Source organism: Streptomyces sp. NPDC055749 (assembly GCF_053617235.1).
Map to the genome: position 1 here is coordinate 51,519 of NZ_JBSHFH010000040.1, position 23,323 is coordinate 74,841.

The 23,323-nt window shown below is 68.2% G+C and carries 17 protein-coding genes, 3 tRNA genes and 3 pseudogenes; 15 read left to right on the forward strand and 8 right to left on the reverse strand.

The features are described from left to right. Positions 1–75: 75 nt before the first annotated feature. Both ACWGO0_RS26345 and ACWGO0_RS26350 read right to left on the reverse strand, forming a co-directional pair. Complete coding sequence (locus ACWGO0_RS26345) at positions 76–1,521, reverse strand: FGGY family carbohydrate kinase (protein WP_453539910.1); 1,446 nt, start codon at positions 1,519–1,521, stop codon at positions 76–78. A gap of 79 nt (positions 1,522–1,600) precedes the next feature. After that, the gene (locus tag ACWGO0_RS26350) at positions 1,601–1,915 is read right to left on the reverse strand and encodes a YtxH domain-containing protein (RefSeq protein ID WP_453539957.1); all 315 of its coding nucleotides are present in this window, start codon (positions 1,913–1,915) and stop codon (positions 1,601–1,603) included. A gap of 182 nt (positions 1,916–2,097) precedes the next feature. Here ACWGO0_RS26350 and ACWGO0_RS26355 point away from each other — a divergent pair. From ACWGO0_RS26355 to ACWGO0_RS26380, 6 genes and pseudogenes are all read left to right on the forward strand, one after another. Beyond that, a tRNA-Asn gene (locus ACWGO0_RS26355) sits at positions 2,098–2,170 on the forward strand. A 5-nt stretch (positions 2,171–2,175) separates the two neighbouring features. Next, positions 2,176–2,248: transfer RNA gene (locus tag ACWGO0_RS26360), tRNA-Asn, on the forward strand. Between the two features lie 233 nt (positions 2,249–2,481). Further along, positions 2,482–2,558 (forward strand) — tRNA-Ile (locus ACWGO0_RS26365). A 342-nt stretch (positions 2,559–2,900) separates the two neighbouring features. Further along, the gene (locus ACWGO0_RS26370) at positions 2,901–3,134 is read left to right on the forward strand and encodes a type II toxin-antitoxin system VapB family antitoxin (RefSeq protein ID WP_453539912.1); all 234 of its coding nucleotides are present in this window, start codon (positions 2,901–2,903) and stop codon (positions 3,132–3,134) included. Continuing rightward, the gene (locus ACWGO0_RS26375) at positions 3,131–3,538 is read left to right on the forward strand and encodes a PIN domain-containing protein (RefSeq protein WP_453539915.1); all 408 of its coding nucleotides are present in this window, start codon (positions 3,131–3,133) and stop codon (positions 3,536–3,538) included. The genes ACWGO0_RS26370 and ACWGO0_RS26375 overlap by 4 nt, the downstream gene beginning before the upstream one ends. A gap of 417 nt (positions 3,539–3,955) precedes the next feature. Next, positions 3,956–4,099, forward strand: a pseudogene (locus tag ACWGO0_RS26380) (IS30 family transposase); the annotation flags it as partial. A 128-nt stretch (positions 4,100–4,227) separates the two neighbouring features. Here ACWGO0_RS26380 and ACWGO0_RS26385 read toward each other — a convergent pair. Together ACWGO0_RS26385 and ACWGO0_RS26390 are read right to left on the reverse strand one after the other, a co-directional pair. Beyond that, entirely contained in the window at positions 4,228–4,947 is a 720-nt protein-coding gene (locus ACWGO0_RS26385) for a response regulator (RefSeq protein WP_453539918.1), read from the reverse strand. After that, a complete protein-coding gene (locus ACWGO0_RS26390) occupies positions 4,944–5,783 on the reverse strand; it encodes a sensor histidine kinase (protein ID WP_453539921.1) in 840 nt (279 codons plus the stop codon). The genes ACWGO0_RS26385 and ACWGO0_RS26390 overlap by 4 nt, the downstream gene beginning before the upstream one ends. Before the next feature lie 138 nt (positions 5,784–5,921). Between ACWGO0_RS26390 and ACWGO0_RS26395 the strand changes: the two genes are divergently transcribed. The 4 genes and pseudogenes from ACWGO0_RS26395 to ACWGO0_RS26410 all read left to right on the forward strand — a co-directional run bounded on the left by ACWGO0_RS26395 (position 5,922) and on the right by ACWGO0_RS26410 (position 10,669). Next, on the forward strand, positions 5,922–6,632 hold the full coding sequence (locus ACWGO0_RS26395) for an ABC transporter ATP-binding protein (protein ID WP_453539924.1): 711 nt from the start codon (positions 5,922–5,924) through the stop codon (positions 6,630–6,632). Continuing rightward, on the forward strand, positions 6,629–8,938 hold the full coding sequence (locus ACWGO0_RS26400) for an ABC transporter permease (protein ID WP_453539927.1): 2,310 nt from the start codon (positions 6,629–6,631) through the stop codon (positions 8,936–8,938). The genes ACWGO0_RS26395 and ACWGO0_RS26400 overlap by 4 nt, the downstream gene beginning before the upstream one ends. A 61-nt stretch (positions 8,939–8,999) precedes the next feature. Continuing rightward, a pseudogene (locus tag ACWGO0_RS26405) lies at positions 9,000–9,467 on the forward strand (ATP-grasp peptide maturase system methyltransferase); the annotation flags it as partial. 557 nt (positions 9,468–10,024) lie between these two features. Further along, positions 10,025–10,669, forward strand: a complete 645-nt coding sequence (locus ACWGO0_RS26410) for a dihydrofolate reductase family protein (RefSeq protein ID WP_383617429.1) — start codon at positions 10,025–10,027, stop codon at positions 10,667–10,669. 151 nt (positions 10,670–10,820) lie between these two features. Here the strand turns inward: ACWGO0_RS26410 and ACWGO0_RS26415 are convergent, their stop codons facing one another. Next, positions 10,821–11,057, reverse strand: coding sequence for a DUF2283 domain-containing protein (locus tag ACWGO0_RS26415; protein WP_453539931.1), 237 nt, complete (start codon positions 11,055–11,057; stop codon positions 10,821–10,823). Between the two features lie 134 nt (positions 11,058–11,191). Between ACWGO0_RS26415 and ACWGO0_RS26420 the strand changes: the two genes are divergently transcribed. Further along, entirely contained in the window at positions 11,192–11,611 is a 420-nt protein-coding gene (locus ACWGO0_RS26420) for a hypothetical protein (RefSeq protein ID WP_453539934.1), read from the forward strand. A gap of 13 nt (positions 11,612–11,624) precedes the next feature. On the opposite strand, the pseudogene ACWGO0_RS26425 reads toward ACWGO0_RS26420, so the two are convergent. Together ACWGO0_RS26425 and ACWGO0_RS26430 are read right to left on the reverse strand one after the other, a co-directional pair. After that, positions 11,625–12,488: pseudogene (locus ACWGO0_RS26425) on the reverse strand (IS5 family transposase). Between the two features lie 26 nt (positions 12,489–12,514). After that, positions 12,515–14,047, reverse strand: a complete 1,533-nt coding sequence (locus tag ACWGO0_RS26430) for a multicopper oxidase family protein (protein WP_453539936.1) — start codon at positions 14,045–14,047, stop codon at positions 12,515–12,517. Positions 14,048–14,991: 944 nt separating this feature from the next. Between ACWGO0_RS26430 and ACWGO0_RS26435 the strand changes: the two genes are divergently transcribed. From ACWGO0_RS26435 to ACWGO0_RS26445, 3 genes are read left to right on the forward strand one after another with little or no spacing between them, the layout of a single operon-like run. Next, positions 14,992–15,723 (forward strand): SAVMC3_10250 family protein, encoded by a 732-nt coding sequence (locus ACWGO0_RS26435; RefSeq protein WP_453539939.1) that lies wholly within the window; start codon positions 14,992–14,994, stop codon positions 15,721–15,723. Between the two features lie 42 nt (positions 15,724–15,765). Next, the gene (locus ACWGO0_RS26440; protein ID WP_453539942.1) at positions 15,766–17,871 is read left to right on the forward strand and encodes an AIPR family protein; all 2,106 of its coding nucleotides are present in this window, start codon (positions 15,766–15,768) and stop codon (positions 17,869–17,871) included. After that, positions 17,871–19,235, forward strand: a complete 1,365-nt coding sequence (locus ACWGO0_RS26445; protein ID WP_453539945.1) for a protein kinase domain-containing protein — start codon at positions 17,871–17,873, stop codon at positions 19,233–19,235. The genes ACWGO0_RS26440 and ACWGO0_RS26445 overlap by 1 nt, the downstream gene beginning before the upstream one ends. A gap of 93 nt (positions 19,236–19,328) precedes the next feature. On the opposite strand, the gene ACWGO0_RS26450 is transcribed toward ACWGO0_RS26445, so the two are convergent. Next, a protein-coding gene (locus ACWGO0_RS26450; protein ID WP_453539948.1) for an IS5 family transposase occupies positions 19,329–20,137 on the reverse strand; the annotation gives its coding sequence in 2 pieces (ribosomal slippage) (positions 19,329–19,798 and positions 19,798–20,137; 810 coding nt in all). Positions 20,138–20,361: 224 nt separating this feature from the next. On the opposite strand from ACWGO0_RS26450, the gene ACWGO0_RS26455 reads away from it, so the two are divergent. After that, positions 20,362–23,323 (forward strand): CHAT domain-containing protein (locus ACWGO0_RS26455; protein ID WP_453539951.1); only part of this gene is annotated, 2,962 nt, incomplete at its 3' end.

Consider the following 23,323-nt stretch of genomic DNA (forward strand, 5'->3'; position numbering starts at 1 on the left):
CACTCCGCACCACGACCGCGAACGCTTTTCCTCAAGCCCAGGTCAAACCTGCGAGGCGCCCCCGCCGGCGCAGCCTCAGACGGAACCGCCGAACGCCCCGGGGTGGATCTGATCCCGGGTGGCCCCGTACTGCTGGCGCACGGCCCGCCCGACCGGCAGCTCGTCGCCGGGCTCCAGCACCTGCGCCGAGGCGCCCTGCCAGGCCGGGGGAGTACGAGGGTCGAGCGTCCCCTTCGAGACCCCGAGCGACCATGCCGCCTGCCGGGCCGCACCCAGCGCCGCGTACTCGGCGGGCTGCGGCACGACGACCTGCGTACCGAACACCGCGGGCGCCAGCGCCTGCACGGCGGGCAGTTCGGCCGCGGCGCCCAGCAGGAACACCCGGCGCACCTCGACCCCACGGCCGCGCAGCACGTCCAGCGCGTCGGCCAGCGAGCACAGCATCCCCTCGAACGCGGCCCGCGCCAGATGCTCCGGCTTCATCGACTCGCGCCGCAGCCCGCTCAGCGTTCCCGCGGTGTGCGGCAGTTGCGGGGTGCGCTCACCTTCCAGATACGGCAGGAGTACGAGCCCGGAGGCGCCCGGCGTCGACTTCAGCGCCAGAGCGGACAGCTCGTCGAGCCCTTCGACCCCCAGCATCTCGGCGGTACCGCGCAGGGCCCGTACCGCGTTGGACGTGTGCACGACCGGCAGATGCATCCCGGTGGCGTCGGCGAACGAGGTGATCATCCCGGTCGGATCGGCCAGCGCCTCGTGGTGCACGGCCATCACGGAACCGGAGGCCCCCAGCGACACCACGGCGTCACCGACCGCCACCCCGAGCCCGAAGGCCGCGGCCATCGTCTCGCCCGTACCCGCGGAGATCAGCAGCCCCTCCGGCGTGGTCCCGGCGGATTCCGACGGGCCGAGCACCTCGGGGAGGGTCGCCTGGTGGCCGAGCGCGAGCTCGACGAGATCGGGACGGTAGGAGGCGGAACCCGCCGACCAGTACCCCGTCCCGGAGGCGGCGCCGCGGTCGGTGGTCCGCCGGGACGGGCGGCCGAGCAGCTGCCACACCAGCCAGTCGTGCGGCTGCATGACGGCGGCGACGCGCTGGGCGTTCTCCGGCTCGGTCCGCGCCAGCCAGCGCAGCTTCGCCACCGGCTGAGCGGCCTGCGGCACGGCACCGACCGCCTCGGCCCAGGCCTGGCGGCCACCGAGCCCGTCGATCAGATCGGCGGCGGCGACCTGCGCCCGCCGGTCGTTGCCGAGCAGCGCGGGACGTACGAGATTGCCCTGGTGGTCCAGGGGGACGAGGCCGTGCTGCTGGGCGGAGACGCCGATGGCCTCCACGCCTTCGAGCAGCCCGCCGGAGGCCGCCTCGCCGAGCGAGAGCAGCCAGACCTGCGGATCGACCTCGGAGGCCTTCGCCTCGACAGGGTGTGCGGCATACCCCTGCCGCAGCACGGCGCCCGTGTCCGTGTCACAGACGACGATGTGAGTGAAGGCGGAAGAACTGTCCAAGCCGGCGACTATGCCCATACCCAGGATTCTGCCGCACCGGCGGGCTTTCCCGCACCGGACGGCCGTCGGACGTCCGGCGCGGGCCCGTCAGGCCGCCCTAGGTATTGGTGGTGCCCCAGTCGTCGCCACCGTTGTGCGCGCTGCGTTCGCGCAGCGAGCGCACCCGGTCGGCGACGGACGCGGGCACCCGGTCCCCGACCTTGTCGCCGACCTTCTCGCTCACCGAGTGGTAGGCCTTGCCGGCGAACTCCCGGCCGCCCTGGGCCGCCGACTCCGCGGCATTCCGGACAGCGGGGTTCTGGGCCAGCTGCTGGGCGGACTTCTTCAGTTGCTCGTAACGCTCGCGCCCGGCTCGCGTGCCGAGCACGTAACCGAGGGCCATTCCGGCGATGAACGTGAGCCGGTACCGCATGGCTGCCACCCTTCCTTCGCTCCGTGCGACGTGTGCTTGCCCGCCTACCCGTGGGCACCCGAGATCACCCCGGGCGGAACCGATTGGCGGAGCACCCCCCTGCTTGCGCTAATGTATGTGTCGCAGCGAACGCGCGCCGCCCGGCAGCCGCCAGGTAGGTACGATTCGAGGCAACGCCACAATCCCCTGTAGCTCAATTGGCAGAGCAGCCGGCTGTTAACCGGCAGGTTACTGGTTCGAGTCCAGTCGGGGGAGCGCGATCCTCTGTAGCTCAATTGGCAGAGCAGCCGGCTGTTAACCGGCAGGTTACTGGTTCGAGTCCAGTCGGAGGAGCAAACAGGAAAAGGACCCCTCGGGGTCCTTTTTCGCGTGCCCACCGCACCCGCCCACACCTCTTGGACGGACCCCGGCCGTGACACTTTCGTGGGGACTTCGCGACGGCCGGAACCGGGCAGCCACCAGCACAGTCCTCATGGTCATGCGAAGCGGGGCATCCGAAGCGAGAGATCGTATGACCGGCTATGCTGCGGCAGACGGGCGCACAGTTGTACGCGCCACGCCGAAACGGGGCGGTAGCTCAGCCGGTTAGAGCAGCGGACTCATAATCCGTCGGCCGTGGGTTCGAGTCCCACCCGCCCCACCAAGATCCCCAGGCAGAAACGTTCTGACCTGGGGAAACGTGTTGTGCGGGGCGTTTCGCGTGCGGCGTTCGCCTCGCGGGGGTGTGGCGAACGCGGGCCTTCGCATATCGAAGACGAGCCTGCATGGCTTTGACCTGGGTCTTTTATCGACGTCGCCGTGCGGCGTCGATGAACGATCCCACGGCCGTTGACGGAGGCGTCGCACTCCGCCCAACCTCACCGCATCGGCGCGACATTGCCCTCTCCGTACGTCGACCACCTCGTACGCGATGAGCGCCCGCCGTGAATGTTGGTGACGTATCATGGTTATGTACATCATGGACTAGCGGTGAGGAGTGGCTGGTATGTCTGTGACCCAGGTCGATCTTGATGACGAGGCGCTGGCCGAGGCGATGCGGCTCATGGGCACCTCGACGAAGAAGGAGACGGTCAACGGGGCTCTGCGGGATTACGTGGCGCGCGTCAAGCGGCTGGAGGCCGCGGAGAAGCTGGCCGCTCGGGGTGAGCGGGGCGAGTTCGAGGCTGCGGCTGCGGCGCGAGTGGCGGCCAAGCGCGCTCGGCGGGCAGCCTTCGAGTGATCACGTACCTCCTCGACACGTCCGCCTTGTGGCATCTCTTCCGTACGTCGGGGGCGTTGCGGTCCTGGGAAGGGCATATCGCGGCCGGTGTGTTCCACATCTGCGAGCCCACGAGGGCGGAGTTCCTCTACTCGGCCATGAGCCCGGCCCATCGGGACGAGTTGGCAGAAGAGCTGGATGCTCTCTGCCGTTTCTCGCCGGTTCCCAAGAACGCGTGGCGCTGGGTCGACACCGCGCAGTACAAGCTCACCCAGCGGGCGCAGCACCGCGCCGCCGGAGCCGTTGATCTCCTGGTGTGTGCGACAGCGGTCCATCACGGTCACACGGTGCTCCACGTGGACAACGACTTCGCCGCTGTGGCGGCGGTCCTCAAGGAAGTGCAGCAAAGGGACGTGCGCGCCTGACTTCCGGCCATCCAAAGGGCGGTGTTTCGCCGACGCCCCCTGTGTGGATGTCATGGTCCAGTACACACCGTCACCTGAACCACCCGCTGGCGGCAGTTCTCTCAAGTCGAGACACCCTTGCCGGTTCCTTGGCCCCGCCGATGGTTGCCACCGAGATACAGATCCGCCGGCGGGCCTACCGCTGCTGCGAGGTCAACACGCCCTGCGCGCAGCGGCCCTTCTCGACCCGGTCGTCCACGGGCGCAATCGCCTCGTACCTTCGCCAGGCGAGTTCCTCGATGCACCTGTTCGCGAACAAAGCCGCCGCTGATGCGCGACCGTAGCCGACCACGCGAGCCCCGCCGGGACGGGCCTGGCGGGGCTCGCGGTGCTTGGACGGCCGGGCTGGAGGGTGTCGAGTTCCTCACCCTCGGCCGGCTGCTTCGGCAGTACCTCCCCAAGGGCGCGGACCTCCGTACAATCAGCCAGGCCGACCTGGACGCCATCGCCCATGAGCTCAACCATCGTCCGCGCAGGACCCACGGCTACCGCACTCCGGCAGAGGTCTACGCTGACTCCTGAACAGCGTTGATGCACTGACCGCTTGAGCTCGCCATCGTTTCCGAACGGAGCGCTGAGCCGAGGTGTCACCTCGTGTGACACCAAACTGCACACTCTGGCTGATTCACGCTTGATCTCCAGATTGCCGGCTATCGGCAGGGGTTGGCGGTGTCAGCGGACTCGCCCGGTGAGACGAGTCCTGTCTCGTAGGCGAGGACGACGGCCTGGGCCCGGTCGCGCAGGGTCAGTTTGGCGAAGATCCGGGCCACGTGGGTCTTCACTGTCGCCTCACTGAGCGTCAGTTCGCGTGCCAGTTCGGAATTGGAAAGACCTCGGCCCATGAGCGTCAGTACCTCGCGCTCGCGCGGCGTCAGCGCGGCCAGGTCTCGGTGGACGGCTGGGGTTGCGAGGTCCGAACCGGTTCTGGGGGCGCTGGGGGCGAAGCGTTCCACCAGGCGGCGGGTGATCGAGGGTGCGAGCAGGGCGTCACCGGTGTTGACCAGGCGTACGGCGGCGGCCAGATGCGCGGGGGTGACGTCCTTGAGCAGGAATCCGCTGGCTCCGGCGGCGAGGGCGGCGTAGACGTAGTGGTCGAGGTCGAACGTGGTCAGCATGATCACCCGGCAGTCCGGGGCCTGCGCGAGTATGCGGCGGGCGGCTTCCAGGCCGTCCATGATGGGCATCCGGATGTCCATCAGTACGACGTCGGGCCGCAGCCTCCGAACGGCGGCCACGGCCTCGGCTCCGTCGCCGGCCTCGCCCACCACGTCGATGCCGCGGGCGGTCAGGATCAGGCGGAAGCCGGTGCGGACCAGTTCCTGGTCGTCGGCGATCACGACGCGAGGGGCGGGCTCGGTGCGCGTCGTCATGGCCGGTCCAGCGGGATCCGGGCGCGGACGCGGTAGCCGCCGCCGAGGCGGCGGCGGGCATCCAGGTCGCCGCCGTAGACGGCGACCCGCTCCCGCAGGCCGAGCAGCCCGCGGCCCGTTCCGTCCGCCTGGCCCGGGACCGGCTCTCTCCGCGCCGGCCGGCTGCCCGACAGGACGCTCGGCCCGCTGTTCAGTACCTCGACTCGCAGGTAGTGGTCCGCGTATCGCACCGTCACCTCGGCTTTCGCTCCGTCCCCGTGCTTGAGGGCATTGGTCAGGGCCTCCTGAATGATCCGATAGGCGGTGACGTCGATCCCGGTCGGCAGCGGGCGCGGCTCGCCCGAGATGCGCATCTCCACGGGCAGGCCGGCAAAGGCGATCCGGTCGATCAGAGGGCTGAGGCGGCTCAGGCTCGGCTGTGGTGACAGGTCGATGTCGTAGGGCTCGTCGTCGCCGTTCTGCGCGGGTGCGAGCAGGCCGAGCAGGTGCCGCAGCTCGGTCATCGTGTTCCGCCCGGCAGTCTCGACGGCGCTCATCGCCGCCGCGGCCTCGTCGGGCATCGTGGCCAGCACCTCGCGGGCGGCCCCGGCCTGGACCACCATGAGGCTCACGTTGTGGCTGACGATGTCGTGGAGCTCGGCGGCGATCCTGGCCCGCTCGGCGTCGACCGCGGTCCGTGTCGCGCTCTCGCGCTCCCGCTCCAGCAGCCAGCCGCGCTCCTCGATGGCCGCCTGGTGCAGCCGCCGCGCCCGGACCGCTGCCACGCACAGCCAGCCGGCGGCGCCAACTGCCGCCGCCAGGGCGATGACCAGCCAGATCGTCCAGGATTCCCACACCGGGTCATCTTCGCAGCTGCACGACGCGCCCCGCATCAACCCCCGGATGCAGCTTCGTACATCCCCGGGATGACCTGCCCGGACGGATACATCCGGGGGGTGACGCCCCGTCCGCGGCCTCCGTCCTAAGTTCGAGCCATGACAACTGATCACGGCAGTGCCCGGCAAGTGGTGGTGCGGCTGGACGGCGTGCACAAGGAGTACGGCGACACGAAGGCATTGGACGGCCTGTCGCTGGAGATCAGGGCGGGGGACGCGGTCGCCGTGATGGGCCCTTCCGGCTGTGGCAAGTCCACCTTGCTCAACATGGTGGCCGGCCTGGACCGGCCGACCTCGGGCACGGTCGAGGTGCAGGGTCATGACCTCGGGAAACTGAACGAGACCGGCTTGGCGCTGTTCCGGCGGCGGAACGTCGGCATGATCTTCCAGTTCTTCAACCTCATCGATGATCTGCCGGCCCTGGACAATGTGGCGCTGGCCGCGCAGCTGACCGGCACCCCGGCCCGGCAGGCCCGCCGCCGTGCCCTGGAGCTCCTGGACGAACTCGGTGTCGCCGAACGCCGGAACAACTATCCGGCGACGCTCAGCGGCGGTGAGCGGCAACGGGTCGCCGTAGCAAGGGCGTTGATGAACCGCCCGGCCCTGCTGCTTGCCGACGAGCCGACCGGCGCCCTCGACAGCCGGTCGGGCGAGCAGGTGATGGATCTGCTGATCGACCTCAACCAGATAGGTCAGACCCTGTTGATCGTCACCCATGACCCGCAGCTGGCCACCCGCTGCGCCAGCCGGCTGATCGAGGTCGTCGACGGCCGGGTCGACCGCGAAAGCGCGCTGGAGGCGACCGTATGAGCGCCGTATGGAGAGCCTCCCGCGCGGCCGTGAAGCGCCGCCGGCTCCAGACCTTCGTCATCGGGCTCGTCGTGCTCTGCTCGACCACGACCGTTCTGCTCGCGCTTGGGCTGCTGGCCGCCGCCTCGGGCCCCTTCGACAAGGCCTACGCCGCACAGCGGGGTGCTCATACGGTGGCGGCCTTCGACACCACGAAGGTCTCGCAGGCGCAGTTGGCGCGGACCGCCCGGCAGCCTGGGGTGGAGGCCGCGGCCGGGCCGTTCGGACAGGCTGTCGTCGACATCCCCAAGGACTGGCTCTGGACGGCGGGCGGCACCCTCACGGTGGTGGGCCGGGCCGATCCGGCGGGCCCCGTGGACCGGATCGAACTCCTTGAGGGGCAATGGGCCACCGCACCCGGCGAGATCGTCGTCAACTGGTCCGTCCAGGGCTCCCCCGGCCCCGAGCTGCTCGGCACCAAGCTGGAGACCCCCGGCGGAGCGACGCTGACCGTCGTCGGATTCGCCGCCAGCATGAGCAAGTCGGCGAGCGCCTGGGTCTCGCCCGAGCAGATGGCCGCACTGCACCCGACCTCCGCCCAGATGCTCTACCGCTTCACGGACTCCTCGACGGAGGCCGAGCTGAGCGCCTCGCTGGCACGGGCCACCACGGGACTGCCCAAGGAATCGCTGACCGGCGCTCAGACCTGGCTCACCCTCAAGCAGGCATTCTCCGCGCTGGCCGACTCCTACCTCCCGTTCATCACATTCTTCGGCATCCTCGGCCTGCTCGTCTCCATCCTGATCGTCGGCAATGTGGTCAGCGGGGCGGTCGTCTCCGGGTACCGGCACATCGGGGTGCTCAAGGCCCTGGGCTTCACCCCCAACCAGGTCGTCGCCGTCTACCTGACGATGCTCTCCGTACCGGCGGTGGTGGGCTGCGTGCTGGGCACGCTGGCCGGCAACGCGCTGGCCGGGCCGATCCTTAAGGTCGCGTTCACCGGCATCGACGTGGGCCGTGCCTCGGTCGGCGACATCAGCCCGTGGGTGTCCGTGGCCTGCCTCGTGGGCATGCCCGCCCTCGTCCTGCTGGCCGCGCTGATCCCCGCCCTGCGCGCCCACCGGCTGCCCGCCGCGGAGGCGATCAGCGCGGGCGGCGCGCCGCGGACCGGGCGCGGGCTGCGCGTCCAGCGGCTGCTCGGCGCCACCCGGCTGCCGCGTCCGGTCAGTCTGGGCCTCGGCCAGCCGTTCGCCCGCCCCAGCCGCACCCTGCTGACCATGGCGGCCATCGTCCTCGGGGTCACCACGGTGACCCTGTCGACCGGACTGACCAGCACCATGGTGGCGTACGGCAATGTCGGGCGGGAGGACGGAGGTGCCAGGATCCACGTGACGACCGGGGGGACGGGCAACGACCAGCCCCCGCCCCGGCTCAGTGACCCGCAGATCGAGGAACGGTTGCGGTCCCTGCCGGGTGCGGAGGGGGTACGGGCCCGCGCGCTGTCCCAGGTGAACATGACCGGGCAGACCCAGCCGGTCTTCGCCGACTTCTACCGTGGCGACGATTCCTTGTACGAGCACACCATCGTCAAGGGCCGTGCGCCGGCCGCAGCGGGCGAGATCGTGGCCGGGCCGTCCTTCCTGACCCAGCGCGGGCTGAAGGTCGGTGACCGGGTCACTCTGGAGCTGAACGGCAGGCAGGTCTCCGTGACCGTGGTGGGTCGGCTCATCGAGGGCGACGCCCGGGCCTTGGAGGCCACTGGGGAGACCCTCGCCCAACTCGCACCGGACGCCCACGCCACCGAGTACACGGTACGGCTCGCCCCCGGCGCTGACGCGCGCGCCTACGCCGAGGAGGTCGAAGCACTCGACCCGGGCCTGCGCGCGTCGGTGGCGGACCAGGGTAACGCCGGCACCACCACAGTCATCACCTTCTCGACGGTGTTCACGGTGCTGCTGACCCTCGTCGCGTCGCTCGGTGTCTTCAACACCGTCCTGCTGAACACCCGTGAGCGGCGCCGGGACCTGGGCATGCTCAAGTCGATCGGGATGACACCCCGGCAGGTGGTGGTGATGACGGTGACCTCCGTCGCCGGGCTGGGCGCGGTCGGCGGGCTGATCGGCATCCCGCTCGGGATCGTGGCGCACCGCCTCGTCGTGGACAACGTCGGGGTGGTCGACTTCCCCGCGCATATGAAGGACGTGTGGGACGCGCCGCAGCTGGCCGCGATGCTCCTGGCGGGTGTGGCGATCGCCGTCCTCGGCGCCCTGGTCCCGGCCCGGTCGGCGGCCCGGATGACCATCGCCACGGTGCTGCACACCGAGTAGATCACCCGTCAGCACCAGCCTCTGGATCAGGCCCAAGGCAGCCGACGGCGGTCAGCCGTCGGCTGGCCGGCTCTACGGATACGCCCGTGTGCTGCTGACCGTCGCGGGCGACGGCACCGCCGAGGGTCAGCTGCTGGGCGGCACGGTCTCCTTCATGTCCGTGTGGCCCCACACCGCCCCCGTCCTCGGCAACCCCACCCACTGGGCCGCCGGCCTCCCGGAGTAGGGACGGGCGGCCCGGCACAGCCCGGAGCGGATCAGCGCCGCGACCGAGGAGGCATTCCACCTGCGGTTCCTCGCCCAGTCCGCGGAGCCGGACGCATATGACAGAAGTCGGGGAGGTGGTGCACCTGGTCGACTTCGCCGCCACCCTCACCCCGCACCGCGGCGGATGGGAGGTGCGCCAAGGCGGCCGGCTCAAGCTGTGGGACCCCATCCAGACGGTCCTGAGCGCCTACGACGCCGCCGGCCGGCCGGGGCGGAGACGTTCCGGCTGCACGCTTACGACGGCGGGCAGCACCTGCGTCACCGGGACGTCCTCGACGAACAGCAGTGGGCGGACCTCCTCACCCCCCGCCGATCGGCGCGGTCTGACCCCGCTGTTCTGGCTCCAACGACCAGATCGCTGAACAGCTCTTCATCAGCCCGCTCACAGCCAAGACCCACGTCACCCGCGCTATCGCCAATCTCAGCGTCCGCGACCAATTGGTGGGCAGTGTCCGGCACGGGCTTGTCAACGTTCGATCGGGTGTGTCGATGACTTCCCGGTCTCCGCGGCCACGGACGGAACGCCCCCGTATGGAGTGCGTGATCGGGTCCGTGGTGACCAAGCGGTTGGGCGCTCTGCCCGTCGCTGCCGAGTTCTGCGCCGGCTGGATGTCAAGGGCCGGGAGCACGCCGCTTCCGCTAGACGCTCGCCCGGTGAGGGGTACGCGGCCGCGCCGGGGGATGACCACGGGGAGTCGTCGCCCTGCGCGCGGCTTGCGGGAGCTCGATGAGAACTGCACGATGCGGCGATGAGTTTTCCCGGCCCGGCCGGTCTACGGTTCGTCAGGTGATCAGAAAGTGCGAAGCAGGAGGAGCGACATGAGCCAGTTGCTGCGGGTCCAGAACTTCACCGTCTCGAGCGACGGGTTCGGCGCCGGCGAGGGCCAGAGCCTCGAGAAGCCGTTCGGCCATGCCGATCCGGGGAACCTGCTCGCCTGGGCCTTCGCCACCGACCACCCACCCATCAACCGCTCCGAACCCGGTGGCCGAGGTCTGGACGACTACTTCACGCGGGACCACGCCCGCAACATCGGCGCCGAGATCATGGGCCGCAACAAGTTCGGTCCCCAGCGCGGGCCCTGGCAGGACCACGAGTGGCAGGGATGGTGGGGTGACGAGCCCCCGTTCCACACGCCGGTGTTCGTCATGACGCACCACAAGCGCCCGTCGTTCACGCTCTCCGACACCACGTTCCACTTCGTCGACGGCGACCCGGCCGCGGTGCTCGCCCAGGCGAAGGAGGCAGCGCAGGGCCAGGACGTCCGGCTTGGCGGTGGGGCCACGATCATCCGGCAGTTCCTCGAGGCCGACCTCCTCGACACCTTGCATGTGGCGGTCGCGCCGACGAAGCTCGGCTCCGGGGCCCGGCTGTGGGAGTCCCCCGATGAGCTGCTCGACCGGTTCCACCAGGACGTCGTGCCCAGCCCGAGCGGCGTGACGCACCACCTGTTCTGGCGGAAGTGAGGCCGGACCAGCCGGCCGGCGCGGCCCGGCCTCCTAGCCCCGCATTTCGCGGGTCGCTGCGGGTGCTGTTCAGGTCTGCAGCCGGCGTGGACCTGGTCGGCTTTCTCCGGGATGACGTGTTGGAGACCGCGTCTGCGTCTCGCTCAACGAATCACGTGCTCGGCGGACGCGGCTGACGGTCGATCCTCTCTGCGCCGGCCAGCAGCTCCGGGTGCAACCGGCGTCTGGCACTGAACAGCTCGATGCCCAGAAGTCGTCCGTGTGAGTCGTAGTCGAGTATCACCGTGTCGTCCTCGGCAGGCACCTGCCGGACGGCCTCTCCTGGGGCGATGCTGTCGACAAGGTAGATGTACGCCATGTTCGCTATTGCGTCGTACTCGACCCGCATCGCTGACCTTCCCCGCTGTTCTGTGACCTGTAGTGCCAGACCCTGGTCTTCCGGAGAGCGTACTGACGCCGAAGATCGCCAGGACAGGCCCTAGGCCGTGTAGCGGAAGTGAATCGTGTGAATAGGGTGTCGGCATGTCACTGGGTCACATAGTTCTCTTGTCCGGTCGTTCGATCCGGCTCACCGAGCTACGGATGTCTTCGACCTATGGGGGGATGCTGGAGGGCTACCCGTGCAAGCGCATCAACGATCGGAAGGTCAGTTGGCTCCAGCAGCAGGCCGAGCGCGCGTTTCCCTCCACGCCGGTCCATCTCGTTCCGCCCTCCCGCGAGTACCCGGACGAGACCGCCGGCGCATTCGGTCCCGTTGAGGTGCTGCCTTCTGTGGCTTGCCTCGGCGTCTTCGACTCCACGGCGCTCGACCCGGCAATGGACGGTTCCACCCTCATCGTCGCCTGGTTTCAGCCAGTACCGGAGATGCCGGCACGTGAGGACGCTGATCTTGCGCTTCGCAGCATTCGCTGGGAGGAGCTGGCCCAGGACTACGAGTTGTAGCGACGTGTACTGATCACAACCACTCGTTGATGGCTGCGACGAGGACAGTGGCTTCAAAGCGGACCGCGAGCTTGTCGTAGCGAGTGGCCACGGCCCGGTGGCGCTTGAGGCGGTTGATCCCGCACTCGACCGCGTGACGCTCGCGGTAGTCGACTGGGTCGAAATGCGGTGGCCGGCCACCGCGGAAGCCTCGCTTCTGACGGTTGCGCGCCTGGTCGGCCTTGTCCGGGATGGTGCAGCGGATACCGCGACGGCGCGCGGTTCTTGCGGGAGGCGTACGCCTTGTCAGCGCGCACACGATCCGGACGGATGCGCGGCCGGCCCGGCCCTATGCGGGGCACGCGGCCCCCAGCACCGTTTCGAACTGCGGCGAGCCGCCACGCTGCCCTGCCGTCACCACGATCGACATGGGCTTTTGGCCCTGTTCTACCGCCAGGTGCAGCTTGGTGGTGAACCCGCCGCGCGAACGGCCCAGCCCGTGATCAAGAGCCTCGGTGGACACGCCACCCGGCGGTTCCTTCTGCAGGTCACCCCGCTTCCGGGCCCCGGCCGCATGCTGATGAGCACGGCACACCGTGGAGTCGACGCTCAGGTCCCACGTGATCCCACCCTTCGCATCGGCCAGGGACTGGAGCCGCGTGAGGACCCGGTGCCAGGTGCCGTCCCGCTGCCATCGACGGAACAGGTCGTACACCCGGCCCCACGGCCCGTACTCGACACGCACGTCCCGCCACGGAACACCGGTCCGAACCCGGAACCGTATGCCGTCGATCAACTTCCGCCGAGACCAGACAGGCGACCGCCCCGCCTTCGCTCCCTTCGGCAACAACGGCTCCAGCATCGCCCACTGGTGGTCCGTGAGATCTCCCCGACCCATGAACGGTGATCATTCATGCTCAAGATCTACTTTCGATACACGGCCTGGTGCCCCGTGTGCGCGTGCGGTGTACGCACCTTGCCCGCCCGCTCACCCTTCTCGACGACCACGAACTGCCCCATCATCCCCAGATCCTCGTGGTACAGCAGATGGCAGTGGTACATGTACGGAGTGTCCGGGTCCGCCGGCCCGTCGAAGCGCATCGCCAGCTTCACCGTCGTGTTCCCCGGGACGAAGACCGTGTCCTTCGCGCCGCGCAGCTCGGCCGGCGGCTCTTTGCCGTCCACCTCCAGCACCCGGAACTGCACATCGTGGATGTGGAAGTTGTGCGGCGTGCTGTGCTCGTTGCGCAGCGTCCAGGTCTCCGCGGTGCCGCGGGTGATCGTCTCGTCGATCCGGCCCATCTGCATCTTCTTGCCGTTGATGCCGGAGGTGCGCAGCCCGAAGAACCGTCCGCGTACCGAGTCCGACCCGTCCGGAACCTCCAGCTCGCCCAGTTTGGCGGGCAGTTCGGGAGAGGTCCGCAGGGTCTTCTTTGCCCGCAGCTCCAGTACGTCGAAGGAGTCGTCGCCGCCGGCGAAACGCTTCGACCAGAAGTCCCCGTAGGAGTCGTGCGGGAAGCTACGCAGAGTGGTCTTCTCGCCCGGCTTCATCCGCACCACGATCTCGGCCCGCTCACCCGGCGACATCCGGATCCGGTCCATCCGTGCCGTCTTCTCCAGCAGCCCGCCGTCCGTCCCGATGAGCGCGAACTCCCGGTCGTCGGAGAATCCGAAGTCGTATATGCGCGCGGTCGAGGCATTGAGCAGGCGCAGCCGTACGAGCTCGTCACCGACCTCCTTGTACGGATCGAGGGTGCCGTTGACCATCGTTCGGTTCCCGAGGAACCCGGTGTCCGACAGCATTTTGTGCCCGTGGTCAAACTTCGACCCGTCGAACTTTAAGTCCTGGACGATGACCGGCAGATCGTCGACTCCGTACTTCTTGGGCAGTGCGAGACGGTCGGACGTCTCGTCGTGAAGGAGGAACATCCCGGCCAGCCCCCGCTGCACATGCTTCTCCGTCTTGCCGTGCGGATGCGGGTGATACCAGAGGGTCGCAGCCGGCTGATTCACGGTCCAGCGCGGGGTCCAGGTCGCGCCGGGGGCGACCATCTGGTGCGGACCACCGTCCATCTTCGCGGGCAGGTGCATCCCGTGCCAGTGCACGGTGGACTCCTCCCCGAGCGCGTTCTTGATCTTCACCTGGACCTTCTCGCCGCGCTCGGCACGCAGCGTCGGCCCCAGGTAATCCCCGTTGAAGCCCCAGGTCGGCGTCTTCTGCCCGGTCCTGAACTCCTTCTCCCCGGCCCGCATCGTCAGATCGAAGACCCGGGTCCCGTCACTCTTCACCGTCGATTTCGCCAGCGGCGGCACCGCCAGCTCGTTGCTGAAGTCGGTTGAACCGACGGTGGACACCTTGGCGTCGGAGTACAGCCACAGGGCACCGCCGCCGAGCGCGAGGCCGATGACGACTGCAATCGTCGTGAGAGTGATGAGGACGCGCTTGAGGCGAGACATGACTCCAGCGTCCCGGCGGGGCGCTCGCGCCGACATCGGGGATGGCCCCCAGCAGCCCCCCACGCAACTCCTACGGTTCCTCAGGGATTTCCCGTATGCATCACTCAGTGCCGTACTTGGTGGCAACGGAGTAATTGTCAATACCTGTGGTTCGGTTGAGGTGGTTCAGGCTGCGTGAGCTTCCTCGCCGCCCGGCACCTGACAGGACACCGCGCACGGATCGGCTCCGGAGCCAATCCCCGAAGGCTTCCGGAGCCGATCACTAAGATCGAGGGGGCCGGTGATGGTGAGCGGCGGGCATTTTCCGGCGCTCTCTGGAGGGGTACTCCCGTAATGCGGTGGTGCGGCGAACGCCGCACGGTTCCCGTTCGAGTCGGATCGAGCGGGATTCAGCAGGGTGGAAACAGGTGACTATGTCCGTTGTTTTGGCATCGTTGCAGGTGAGAGGCGTCACTTGAAGGGGTTCGGGTCCCACCCGCTCTACCAAGATCCCCAGGCAGAAACGTTCTGACCTGGGGAAACGTGGATTTCGCGGCGGTTTTCGTGCGGTACTAGCCGCACGCGGTGCGGTACTGACCCGCTGTCGCAGCGTGCCAGCGCACCTTGGACGCGTTTGACCTGGCCTTTTGCGGCAGTTTCCTGGGAGAGCGTTGTGGCGCGGTCCCACGGCCGAGTCGACCGCGGCATCTGGCTCACAGATCGGCGCCCTTGTGCGCCATCCGCCGTGGTGTGGGCCGCCTTGACAAGGCAGCCCGCACCACGGTGTTCGGAAGCATCGGCCGACGTGGGCCACCGAGGATCAGTCCGACGTGGCGACAGTGTGGTCGCTGTCGTCGGCCATCGCTGCTCGGCACCCTCGGGGCCGACCTGTGTTGCCCATGGCGCCCTGGTCAGGCGGCAGGCGATGGCAGGATAGGACTTCAGCTGATGACCGGGGGCATGCAGTGTACGAGTTCGTGTATGTATCAGACGCAAAACTGAGTCAGTTCCGCCCCGAGCCGAGCCGGTTCACGCGCAAGGGCACCGTGCGGTTCACCTCACCGGTAGGCAGCATCGACTTGGAGCCTCCTGCGAATGACGCCGAACGAGACCGTGACCTGCGGCTGAAGAAGGTCCTCAAGCACTTGGAGGCTAGGGCGGAGTGGTTCGCCGACCCCGCGGTGCAGCCAGGGGACTGGGTTTGGTTCGAGGTGCCGTTGCAACACGTCACCCTTCCTGGAGCCTTCGAGCATATGGTGCTGTTCGCCGACCCCGCACCGGGCCAGCACGCGGCGTACGAGCAGGAGACCAACTGTCGGCTGCTTATGCACGGCTCGACGCGACATCTCATCGGATATACCCCGGCAACGGCCGACGGGACAGCTCTGGAGGGGATCCACGGCGGTGGAGCCAGTTTCGGCATGAAGTTTCTGACGAGTGCCGGTCAGGCAGTGTCGGCGCTGTCGACCCAGCATGACCCGATGGCCGAAGGGGTCCCCGCGCCCCCCGTCCAGCTGACCGGATCCGCCGTGCACGACCTGATGGAGATCGTCGATCACGCCTACGGTCCCGTGGGCGCGGCTGCTTGGATGGGCGGATTCGCCCGGGTCACCGTCGTGCTCCCCGCCTCTGACACCACTGCCCGCTGTGTTGTGGCGAGCCCGCTGACCGTGGAGTACGCGCACCGTCAGGGATGAGCCTGCCGCAGGCATGAGGGACGGACGAAAGGACAACCCGCCATGGCTGACACCGCATCACCGATCCAACTAAGGCAGGTTCGAGAGTATCTGCGGAGCGGTTATCGCTCTTTGCTCGATATGGGCGACTTTGCGCATCGGTCTGCGCAGGAGCAGGACCTGGTCTTCTGTCACCGTGCCTTGGCGGCTGAAGCGGCCCGCATCCTTTCCGGCTGTGACGCCGGGGAGGCGGCCGCAGCCGTGGTGGACGGTCCCGGCGACCACGGCATTGACGCAGTGATCATCTCGCCGAGCGGTAGCGACATCTGGTTCGTTCAAGCGAAATGGAGCGACAGGGCTCAGGCTCGGATCGACCATGGTGATGCACTCAAGATGCTGTACGGCCTGAGTCGGCTTGCCAACCGCCAATACGACGGCTTCAACTCCCGCATCCGAGCTTTGAGCACACGCATCGACAGTGCTCTCAGTTCGCCGCAGTGCCAGGTGAACCTGGTACTGGCGCTGGCGACAGGTGACGGGAGGCTGACACAGCAGGCGGAAGAGCGACTCGTCCAAGCTAAGGGGGAGTTCGGCTTCAAGGACCGCACGTCGCTGAACGTGCGCGCCTTGGGGCTGGCCGACTTTTACTCTGCCGCACGAGCCGATGCTGTGCCCGCCCCGGTCCGGCTGATCGCGCACCTGACCCACGGCTGGTACGGCATCGACACCCCCTACCGCTCCTGGGTCGGCAGCATCTCGGCAAGCGAACTCGCCTCCTGGTACGAAAGCCACGGCCCCCAGTTGTTCGATCCCCACCTGCGCCGCGACCAACCCACCCAGCCCCGTCCGGAGCTCGTGGAGCAACTGGTTACCCGACCCGAAGAATTCTGGTATTTGAACAACGGCATCACTCTGCTGTGCGACCAAGTCACAACGCACTACTTCTCCCGCAAAGTCTCCGGCCATCCCGTGCGGTTGGATCTGGACAACGCCCGCATCATCAACGGCGCGCAGACGACTGCGGCTGTCACCAGGGCGGTACGTAGACAACCCGAAGCCGGTGACCTCGCCAGGGTGAACCTGCGGATCATCTGTCTGGACGATGCATCCCCCGAGGACGCAGCGAAGATCAGCCGGGCAGCGGGCTCCGATATCCGCGTCACCACTCTGGGAGACATCGCAGCCGCTGACCCCCACCAAAGGGTCATCCGCAACGAAATGATGCACTTCCTCAACAAGCGGTACGCCTACCAGCACGGCGAACTCGTGCCTGCCCCCGCTACAGGCTGCACTGTCCAAGAAGCAGCCCTCGCACTGGCCTGCGCCCACCCGGACGCCACCGTCATCGCCGACGCAGCAGTCCCCGCCACCGGCAAGAACGACCCCCTCGCTGGCATCTACGACCGCCTGTTTGGGCAAAAACTTGACGCATCGCAGATCTGGGAGAGTGTGCTGCTGCTGCGCGAGACGAGAACAGCCGTAGCAGGAGCGGCCGTGGGGGCGTCCACCGCAGTGCAGCAGGTCATTGAGCACGGTGAACTATTCATCGCGCACCTGCTCTTCCAAGACGCGAACGCCCTTGTCGCTGAGATGCGCGAGACCCCGTCGTCGTTCCATTCCTGGCTCTCCCCACGCACCCGCCAGATCGTCAAGGCGCTGACCGAAACCCTTGAGCGTCTGTACGGGGCGCACGTATTCCTGGCCGCTGTCTTTACCGACCCGACACGGTGCAAGGAGCTTGCGGCCGACGTCAAGCGGTCGCTAGCCGACCAGCCGTTTCCCTCAAACGAAACCCGCTCGCGATCCCGCCGCCGCCCTAACGCGATCTCCGCCTTGGTCGGCCACGCGCGCCTGGCCGACGGCACCCGACTGATGTTCCAGCCGTCAGCTGTCGAAGAACGAGCAATTGGGGAGTGGCTCAGGGAAGACCCCAGCCGCTACCTCGCCACCTGGACTAACGACCTTCGCCATCCGCTGATCTGGGCCGTCGACGGGCAGGCCTACTCACCCACCGGCCTGGTCCAGCGTATCTGGCAAGCCGCCAACTGGGACAAAGCGCCTGGGGTTGTACAAGGCGTGGCCCGCTGGGTGGTCCCAGGAGAGGGCAGCCTCGTCGAACTCGCGGCCGAACTCGCCCCCGTCTGGCCGAACGATGACGGCGGCCTGTGATGCAGACCATCCTCCAGGACCGCTTCGAACTGCGCACTCTGCTTGGCCGAGGCAGCATGGGGCTTGTCTGGCAGGCATGGGACCTCCAGCTCAAGCGCGCCGTCGCCATCAAAATCATCAACCCGGAACGGCTCGCTGGCGGAGTCGACGACATGAAGCCCCAGGACATCCAGGCCCGCTTTGTCCGCGAAGCCGAAGTCGGCGCACGCCTGCATCACGCCGGCATCCCCACGCTGTACGACGCACTCTTGAGCGGCAGTCCCAAAGACCTGTACATGGTGTGGGAACTGGTGCTGGGGGACACCCTCCACCGCAAACTTGACCGGCACTCCGGACGGCTGCCGCTGGCCGAAGCACTGAATGTGACTGCTCAGCTCGCCGACATCCTCGCCTGCGTACACGAAATCCCGATCGTCCATCGTGACCTCAAACCTTCCAACATCCTCATCACAGAGGACTGGCAGGTCAGGCTCCTCGACTTTGGAGTAGCAGCCCGCTTCGGTGCCGACCACCCCCGCCTGACCCGCGCGGGTGAACTCATGGGCACCGTCGCCTACATGGCGCCGGAACTGTTCCAGGAGCACGTGAAGGCCGCCCCGCAAGGCGACCTGTACTCGCTGGGCTGCATGACCTACGAGATGCTCACCGGGCAGCTCCCCTTCACGGGAGACCCCGCCGCCATGATGTACGGCCACCGCAACGCCGAGCCCGCCGCGATCCACGATCTCTGCCCCGACCTGCCGTCACAGGTCGCCAACCTCATCATGCGCATGCTGGCGAAGAAAATCGCCGACCGCCCCGAGTCAGCCCGCTCTATCGCTGACGAACTCTTCGCTTACCGTGCCGCACCCGCTCAACCCATCGAGACCACCGCACCAGGCACACCCACAGCAGGCGTTGCCGCTCCATCCCAGCCGCTGAACATACGCCTCATACACGCACTCGTGCTCTTCGACGACGGCGACTATGGCCGAGCGCGCCCCCTCTACCTGCAGCTCGGTGCCGAACTGGATCAGCCGGACGCGCAACAGCCTGGTGAGGCGGCTGACTGCCGCGCCAAGGCCGCCTACTGCGCCATGCGCCTGGGAAACATTACGCAAGCCCTCACCGAGTACGAGGCCCTGGCCACAGACCTCCAACAGCGCGAAGCGCCCGCCGACGGCCTGCTCCTCGAGGTGCGCCTAAACCTGGGCCTTCTCCAGGAACAAACCGATCAGCTGCAAGCCGCCGTCGAGACCCTGTCGGACATCTACAAACGCCTCGGTGCCAGCAGAGGCTCCAACGCCCCGGAGACGGTAGAAGCCCGCGCAGCACTCAATCGCCTCCTTGTGAAAGCATCCCCCGCGGCGAAAATGTCGATCTAAACGACGGCAGGGCCCAAGCCGCGAGCACCAGCGGCACCGGGTTGTCGCCCGCTGCAGGGCCAGCGAACCCGAGCAGATCACTTACTGATGGTTTCAGAAAGAGGTTCTGAGTCGCCTCAAGCAGATTATACTGCAGACGAGTTGGAGGAGTCCCGGGTGAAGGTCGGCGCGTATCTCGTAGCGGATGCGGAGTCGTTTGAACTGGTGGAGCCAGGCGAAGGTACGCTCGACAACCCATCGCGTCTTGCCCAGGCCGGAACCATGCGGGGCACCACGGCGGGCAATCTTGGGTGTGATGCCGCGAGCTCGGATGAGGCGGCGGTACTTGTCGAAGTCGTAGCCGCGGTCGGCGAACAGCCGCCGGGGCCGGTGCCGCGGCCGGCCTCGCAGGCCGCGAATGCGGGGCATCGCGTCCAGCAGGGGCTTGAGCTGGGTGACGTCGTGGCGGTTTCCGCTGGTCAGAGAGACAGCGAGCGGGGTTCCGTTCCGGTCGACGATGAGGTGGTGCTTGCTGCCTGGTCGGGCCCGGTCGACCGGCGCAGGTCCGGTGTGAGCCCCCCTTTGAGGGCCCTGACGTGCGAGGCATCGATCGCAGCGTCGTCCATGTCCAGTAGTCCGTCTTTGCGAAGTTCTGCCAGCAGGACTTCGTGCAGGCGGGGCCAGACTCCAGCCTCGGTCCAGTCCCGCAGACGACGCCAGGCCGTCACCCCACTGCACCCGACCAGCTCTGCGGGTACGTCTCGCCAGCTCACACTCTTGCGCAGCACGTAAACGATGCCCCGTAGAGCAGCACGGTCATCAGCTGGCAACCTTCCCGGGTATCGGTGCCGACGCGGCGCACGAACCGGCAGCAGCGGAGCTACACGTTCCCACAGGTCATCAGACACGAGATCAGCAGACACCCAACAGATCCTGCCGACACATCACCCAACTGCCAAGCCCCACAAAAGACTTCATTCTGAAACGATCAGTTACTACATCGCCTACTGTCCGGCCGCCACTATGCTGGAGGAGCTCATCCGCATGGCTCGCAGCGACGCTAATATGACGTATGGTCACCGGATTGCTCGCGGATGCAGACGGGTTCGAGCTTGTTGCCGACGACCGGCGCGTCGGATCCCGCCGGATGTTGCAGAGCGCTGATGTGGATCTGCTCAGTGCCGTGGCTGCCCGGTATGCGGATGCCGTGCGCCACGGTTCCAGGGAACAGGCGCTTCTCGCGGTGGGGCGTGAGCTGTATCGGTGGCTGGACGGCGAGCTGGGGGAGCTGACACGGCTGTGCGACGAGGCGCAGGGGCCGCTGGTCTTCGAGGTCCGGGGGCCCGCGCGGCCGTCCGCGACGGAATGGGCGCTGCTGCGCGCCCCCTATGAGTTGCTAGCTGCTCCGGGGGGAGGGTTCCTGGCCCAGGAGTTGTCGTCGTTCGCGGTGGCGCGCCGGTTGGGGCGTCCCGGCCCGGCGCCGGTTCTGGACGCGTTCCGGCTCGGGGTGGCGTTCATGGCGTCGGCGCCGCGGGGGCAGCACGAGCTGGACTTCGAGGCCGAGGAGATGGCCGTCCTGAAGGCCGCCGGGGCGACGAGCCTCGACCTGGTGGTCGAGGACTCCGGCAACCCCGAACACCTCGGCCAGCGACTGTCCGAGCTGGGCGGGATGCCCGTGGTTCACCTGTCCTGCCACGGACTGCACAACTGGCGTGAAAGGCCCGACGGGACTCCCACCCCTGTCCTGCTCATGGAAGACGATCTCGGCGAAGGGCGTCCGACGAGCGCGGGCGAGCTGCTTCGGTTGTTGACTCCACGCCCGAAGCTTGCGTTCGTATCCGCCTGCCTGACCGCCACCGGTTCGGACGTGGCCGGGCATCTGCCCGCCGGGGCCGGCGGCCGCGGCGGTGCGGAGGCCTCGGCCAGGGTGCCGGTGGCACACTCGCTGGCCACGGGACTGGTGACGGCCGGGATTCCGGCGGTGATCGGCTGGGACGGCTCGGTCAGCGACCGGGCCGCCACCCTGTTCGCCGAACACCTCTACCGCCAGCTCAGCCGCCGCGTCGGCCTGGCCGAGGCCGTCGCCGACGCCCGCCACCAGCTCCTGGCCTGCTCCGAGGAGAGGTTGCGCGCGGACTGGCACCTGGCGCGGCTATGGCTGGGACCGGCCGGCGGAGGACCGCTGGTCGCCGGAACCCGCAAACGCCAGATGGTGCCCGCGCACCACGCGACCCGCACGTTCCTAGACCGCAAGCACCAACTGCCCGTAGCGGCAGCAGAGATGTTCGTTGGTCGCCGTCCGGAGATGCAGCGGGCACTGCGGGCACTGCGGGGCGGGCAGCGAGGCGGGGTGCTGTTCCATGGGCAGGGCAGGCTGGGCAAGTCGAGCCTGGCCGCCCGGATCGCCGACCGCCACCCCCACCGGGACGTCGCGGTTGTGTTCGGCGACTACTCCGCGGGGGCGATCCTTGACGCCGTCGCCGACGCTGTCACCGCCAACCCGGAGGCCCGCGCCCTCATTGACAGCAGGCGTGCCGAGGTCCGTGAACAGCCTGACCGTATCGGATCCCTCCTCACGGATCTGCTGGCCGGACCCTGCGCTCAGGAACTCGACAGCTTGCGCAAGCCGCTCCTGCTGATCATCGACGACCTGGAGCAGATCCTGATCGCCGACCAGGACGGTCCGCACCGGATCGACCCGAGGCATGCGGGGGTGGTCGCCGATGTGCTGGCGGCGTGCGATCCGGCCCGGACTGACAGCCGTCTGCTCGTCACCAGTCGTTTCACCTTCACCCTCAACGGTCTGGAAAACACCCTGGAGCCGGTCCAGTTGCAGCCGCTTTCGGAGGCAGCCCGACTCAAGCTGCAGCGCCGTCAGGCGGACCTCACCCCGGCCGGCTACGTTGCCGAGCGGGCCGATCTGGCCCGGCGGGCGGTGGAGGTCAGCCGCGGCAACCCCGGACTGCAGGACCTGATCGGGCTGCGCCTGGTCTACAGCGACAAGGTCGACCAGGCCCGCGCCGAAGCAGCCGTGACCGATATGGAGGCATACCTGCGCCAGGGCAACCTCCCCGCCGACAATGCCGACGTCAGTAGCTTTCTGGAGAACCTGGCCCTCGACACCCTCCTGGAGCAGGCCGGGCCCGCCCACCGCGACCTGCTGCGGGCCTGCACCCTGTTCACCATCCCGGTCCCGCACTCGGTCATCGACACCCTCGCCGCCGCCGTCGGCGGCACGGCCTCCCGCCTGTGCGGCCTCGGACTCCTGGACACCTTCCCCGACCAACGCCGTCCCGACCGCCCCGCGCTGGCCGTCAACGCCCTCTCCGCCGGCCGCCTCCTCCCCCTCAACTACGATGAGTGGACTGCCCTGGCCGCCCTGACCGCCGAACCGCTCTACACCCAGTGGGGCGGCACCACACCCCGGCCCGCCCGCGACGGTGACCTGGACCTGCAACTGACCCGACTCGCCCTGGCCGCCGACAACCCGGCCATCACCGCCCACTGCGCCACCGGAGCCGTGAATGCCCTGCGTCAGGGTCTGGCCGCCACCGCTGCCGAACTGGGGGGCCGAGCGATCACCCTCCTCGACCGCCACCACCACGAGGTTCCCCTCTCCCTGCTGCGGGCCGTCTCCAGCGCGGCCGTGACCAGTGGCGACGGCGACCGCGCTGACACCCTCCTTGACCGCGCCATCCAGCACACAGACAACGAACAGACCGACCCGACCGACCGCGCCGCACTCCTATACGACCACGCCAACCGTCTCATCACCCGCGGCGAAACCGACCAGGCCGAAAACCTGCTCAATCAGGCACGCCAGCTCTACACCGATGCCGGTGACACCCGTGAGGCCGCGGTCACCTGGGGGAAGATCGCCGACATCCTCAGGCAGCGGGGGGAGACGGGCGAGGCGCTGCGGATCCGGCGGGAGGTCGCTCTGCCGGTGTTCGAGCGGATCGGCGACACCCGTGAGGCCGCGGTCACTTGGGGGAAGATCGCCGACATCCTTGAGCAGCGGGGGGAGACGGGCGAGGCGCTGCGGATCCGGCGGGAGGTCGCTCTGCCGGTGTTCGAGCGGATCGGCGACACCCGTGAGGCCGCGGTCA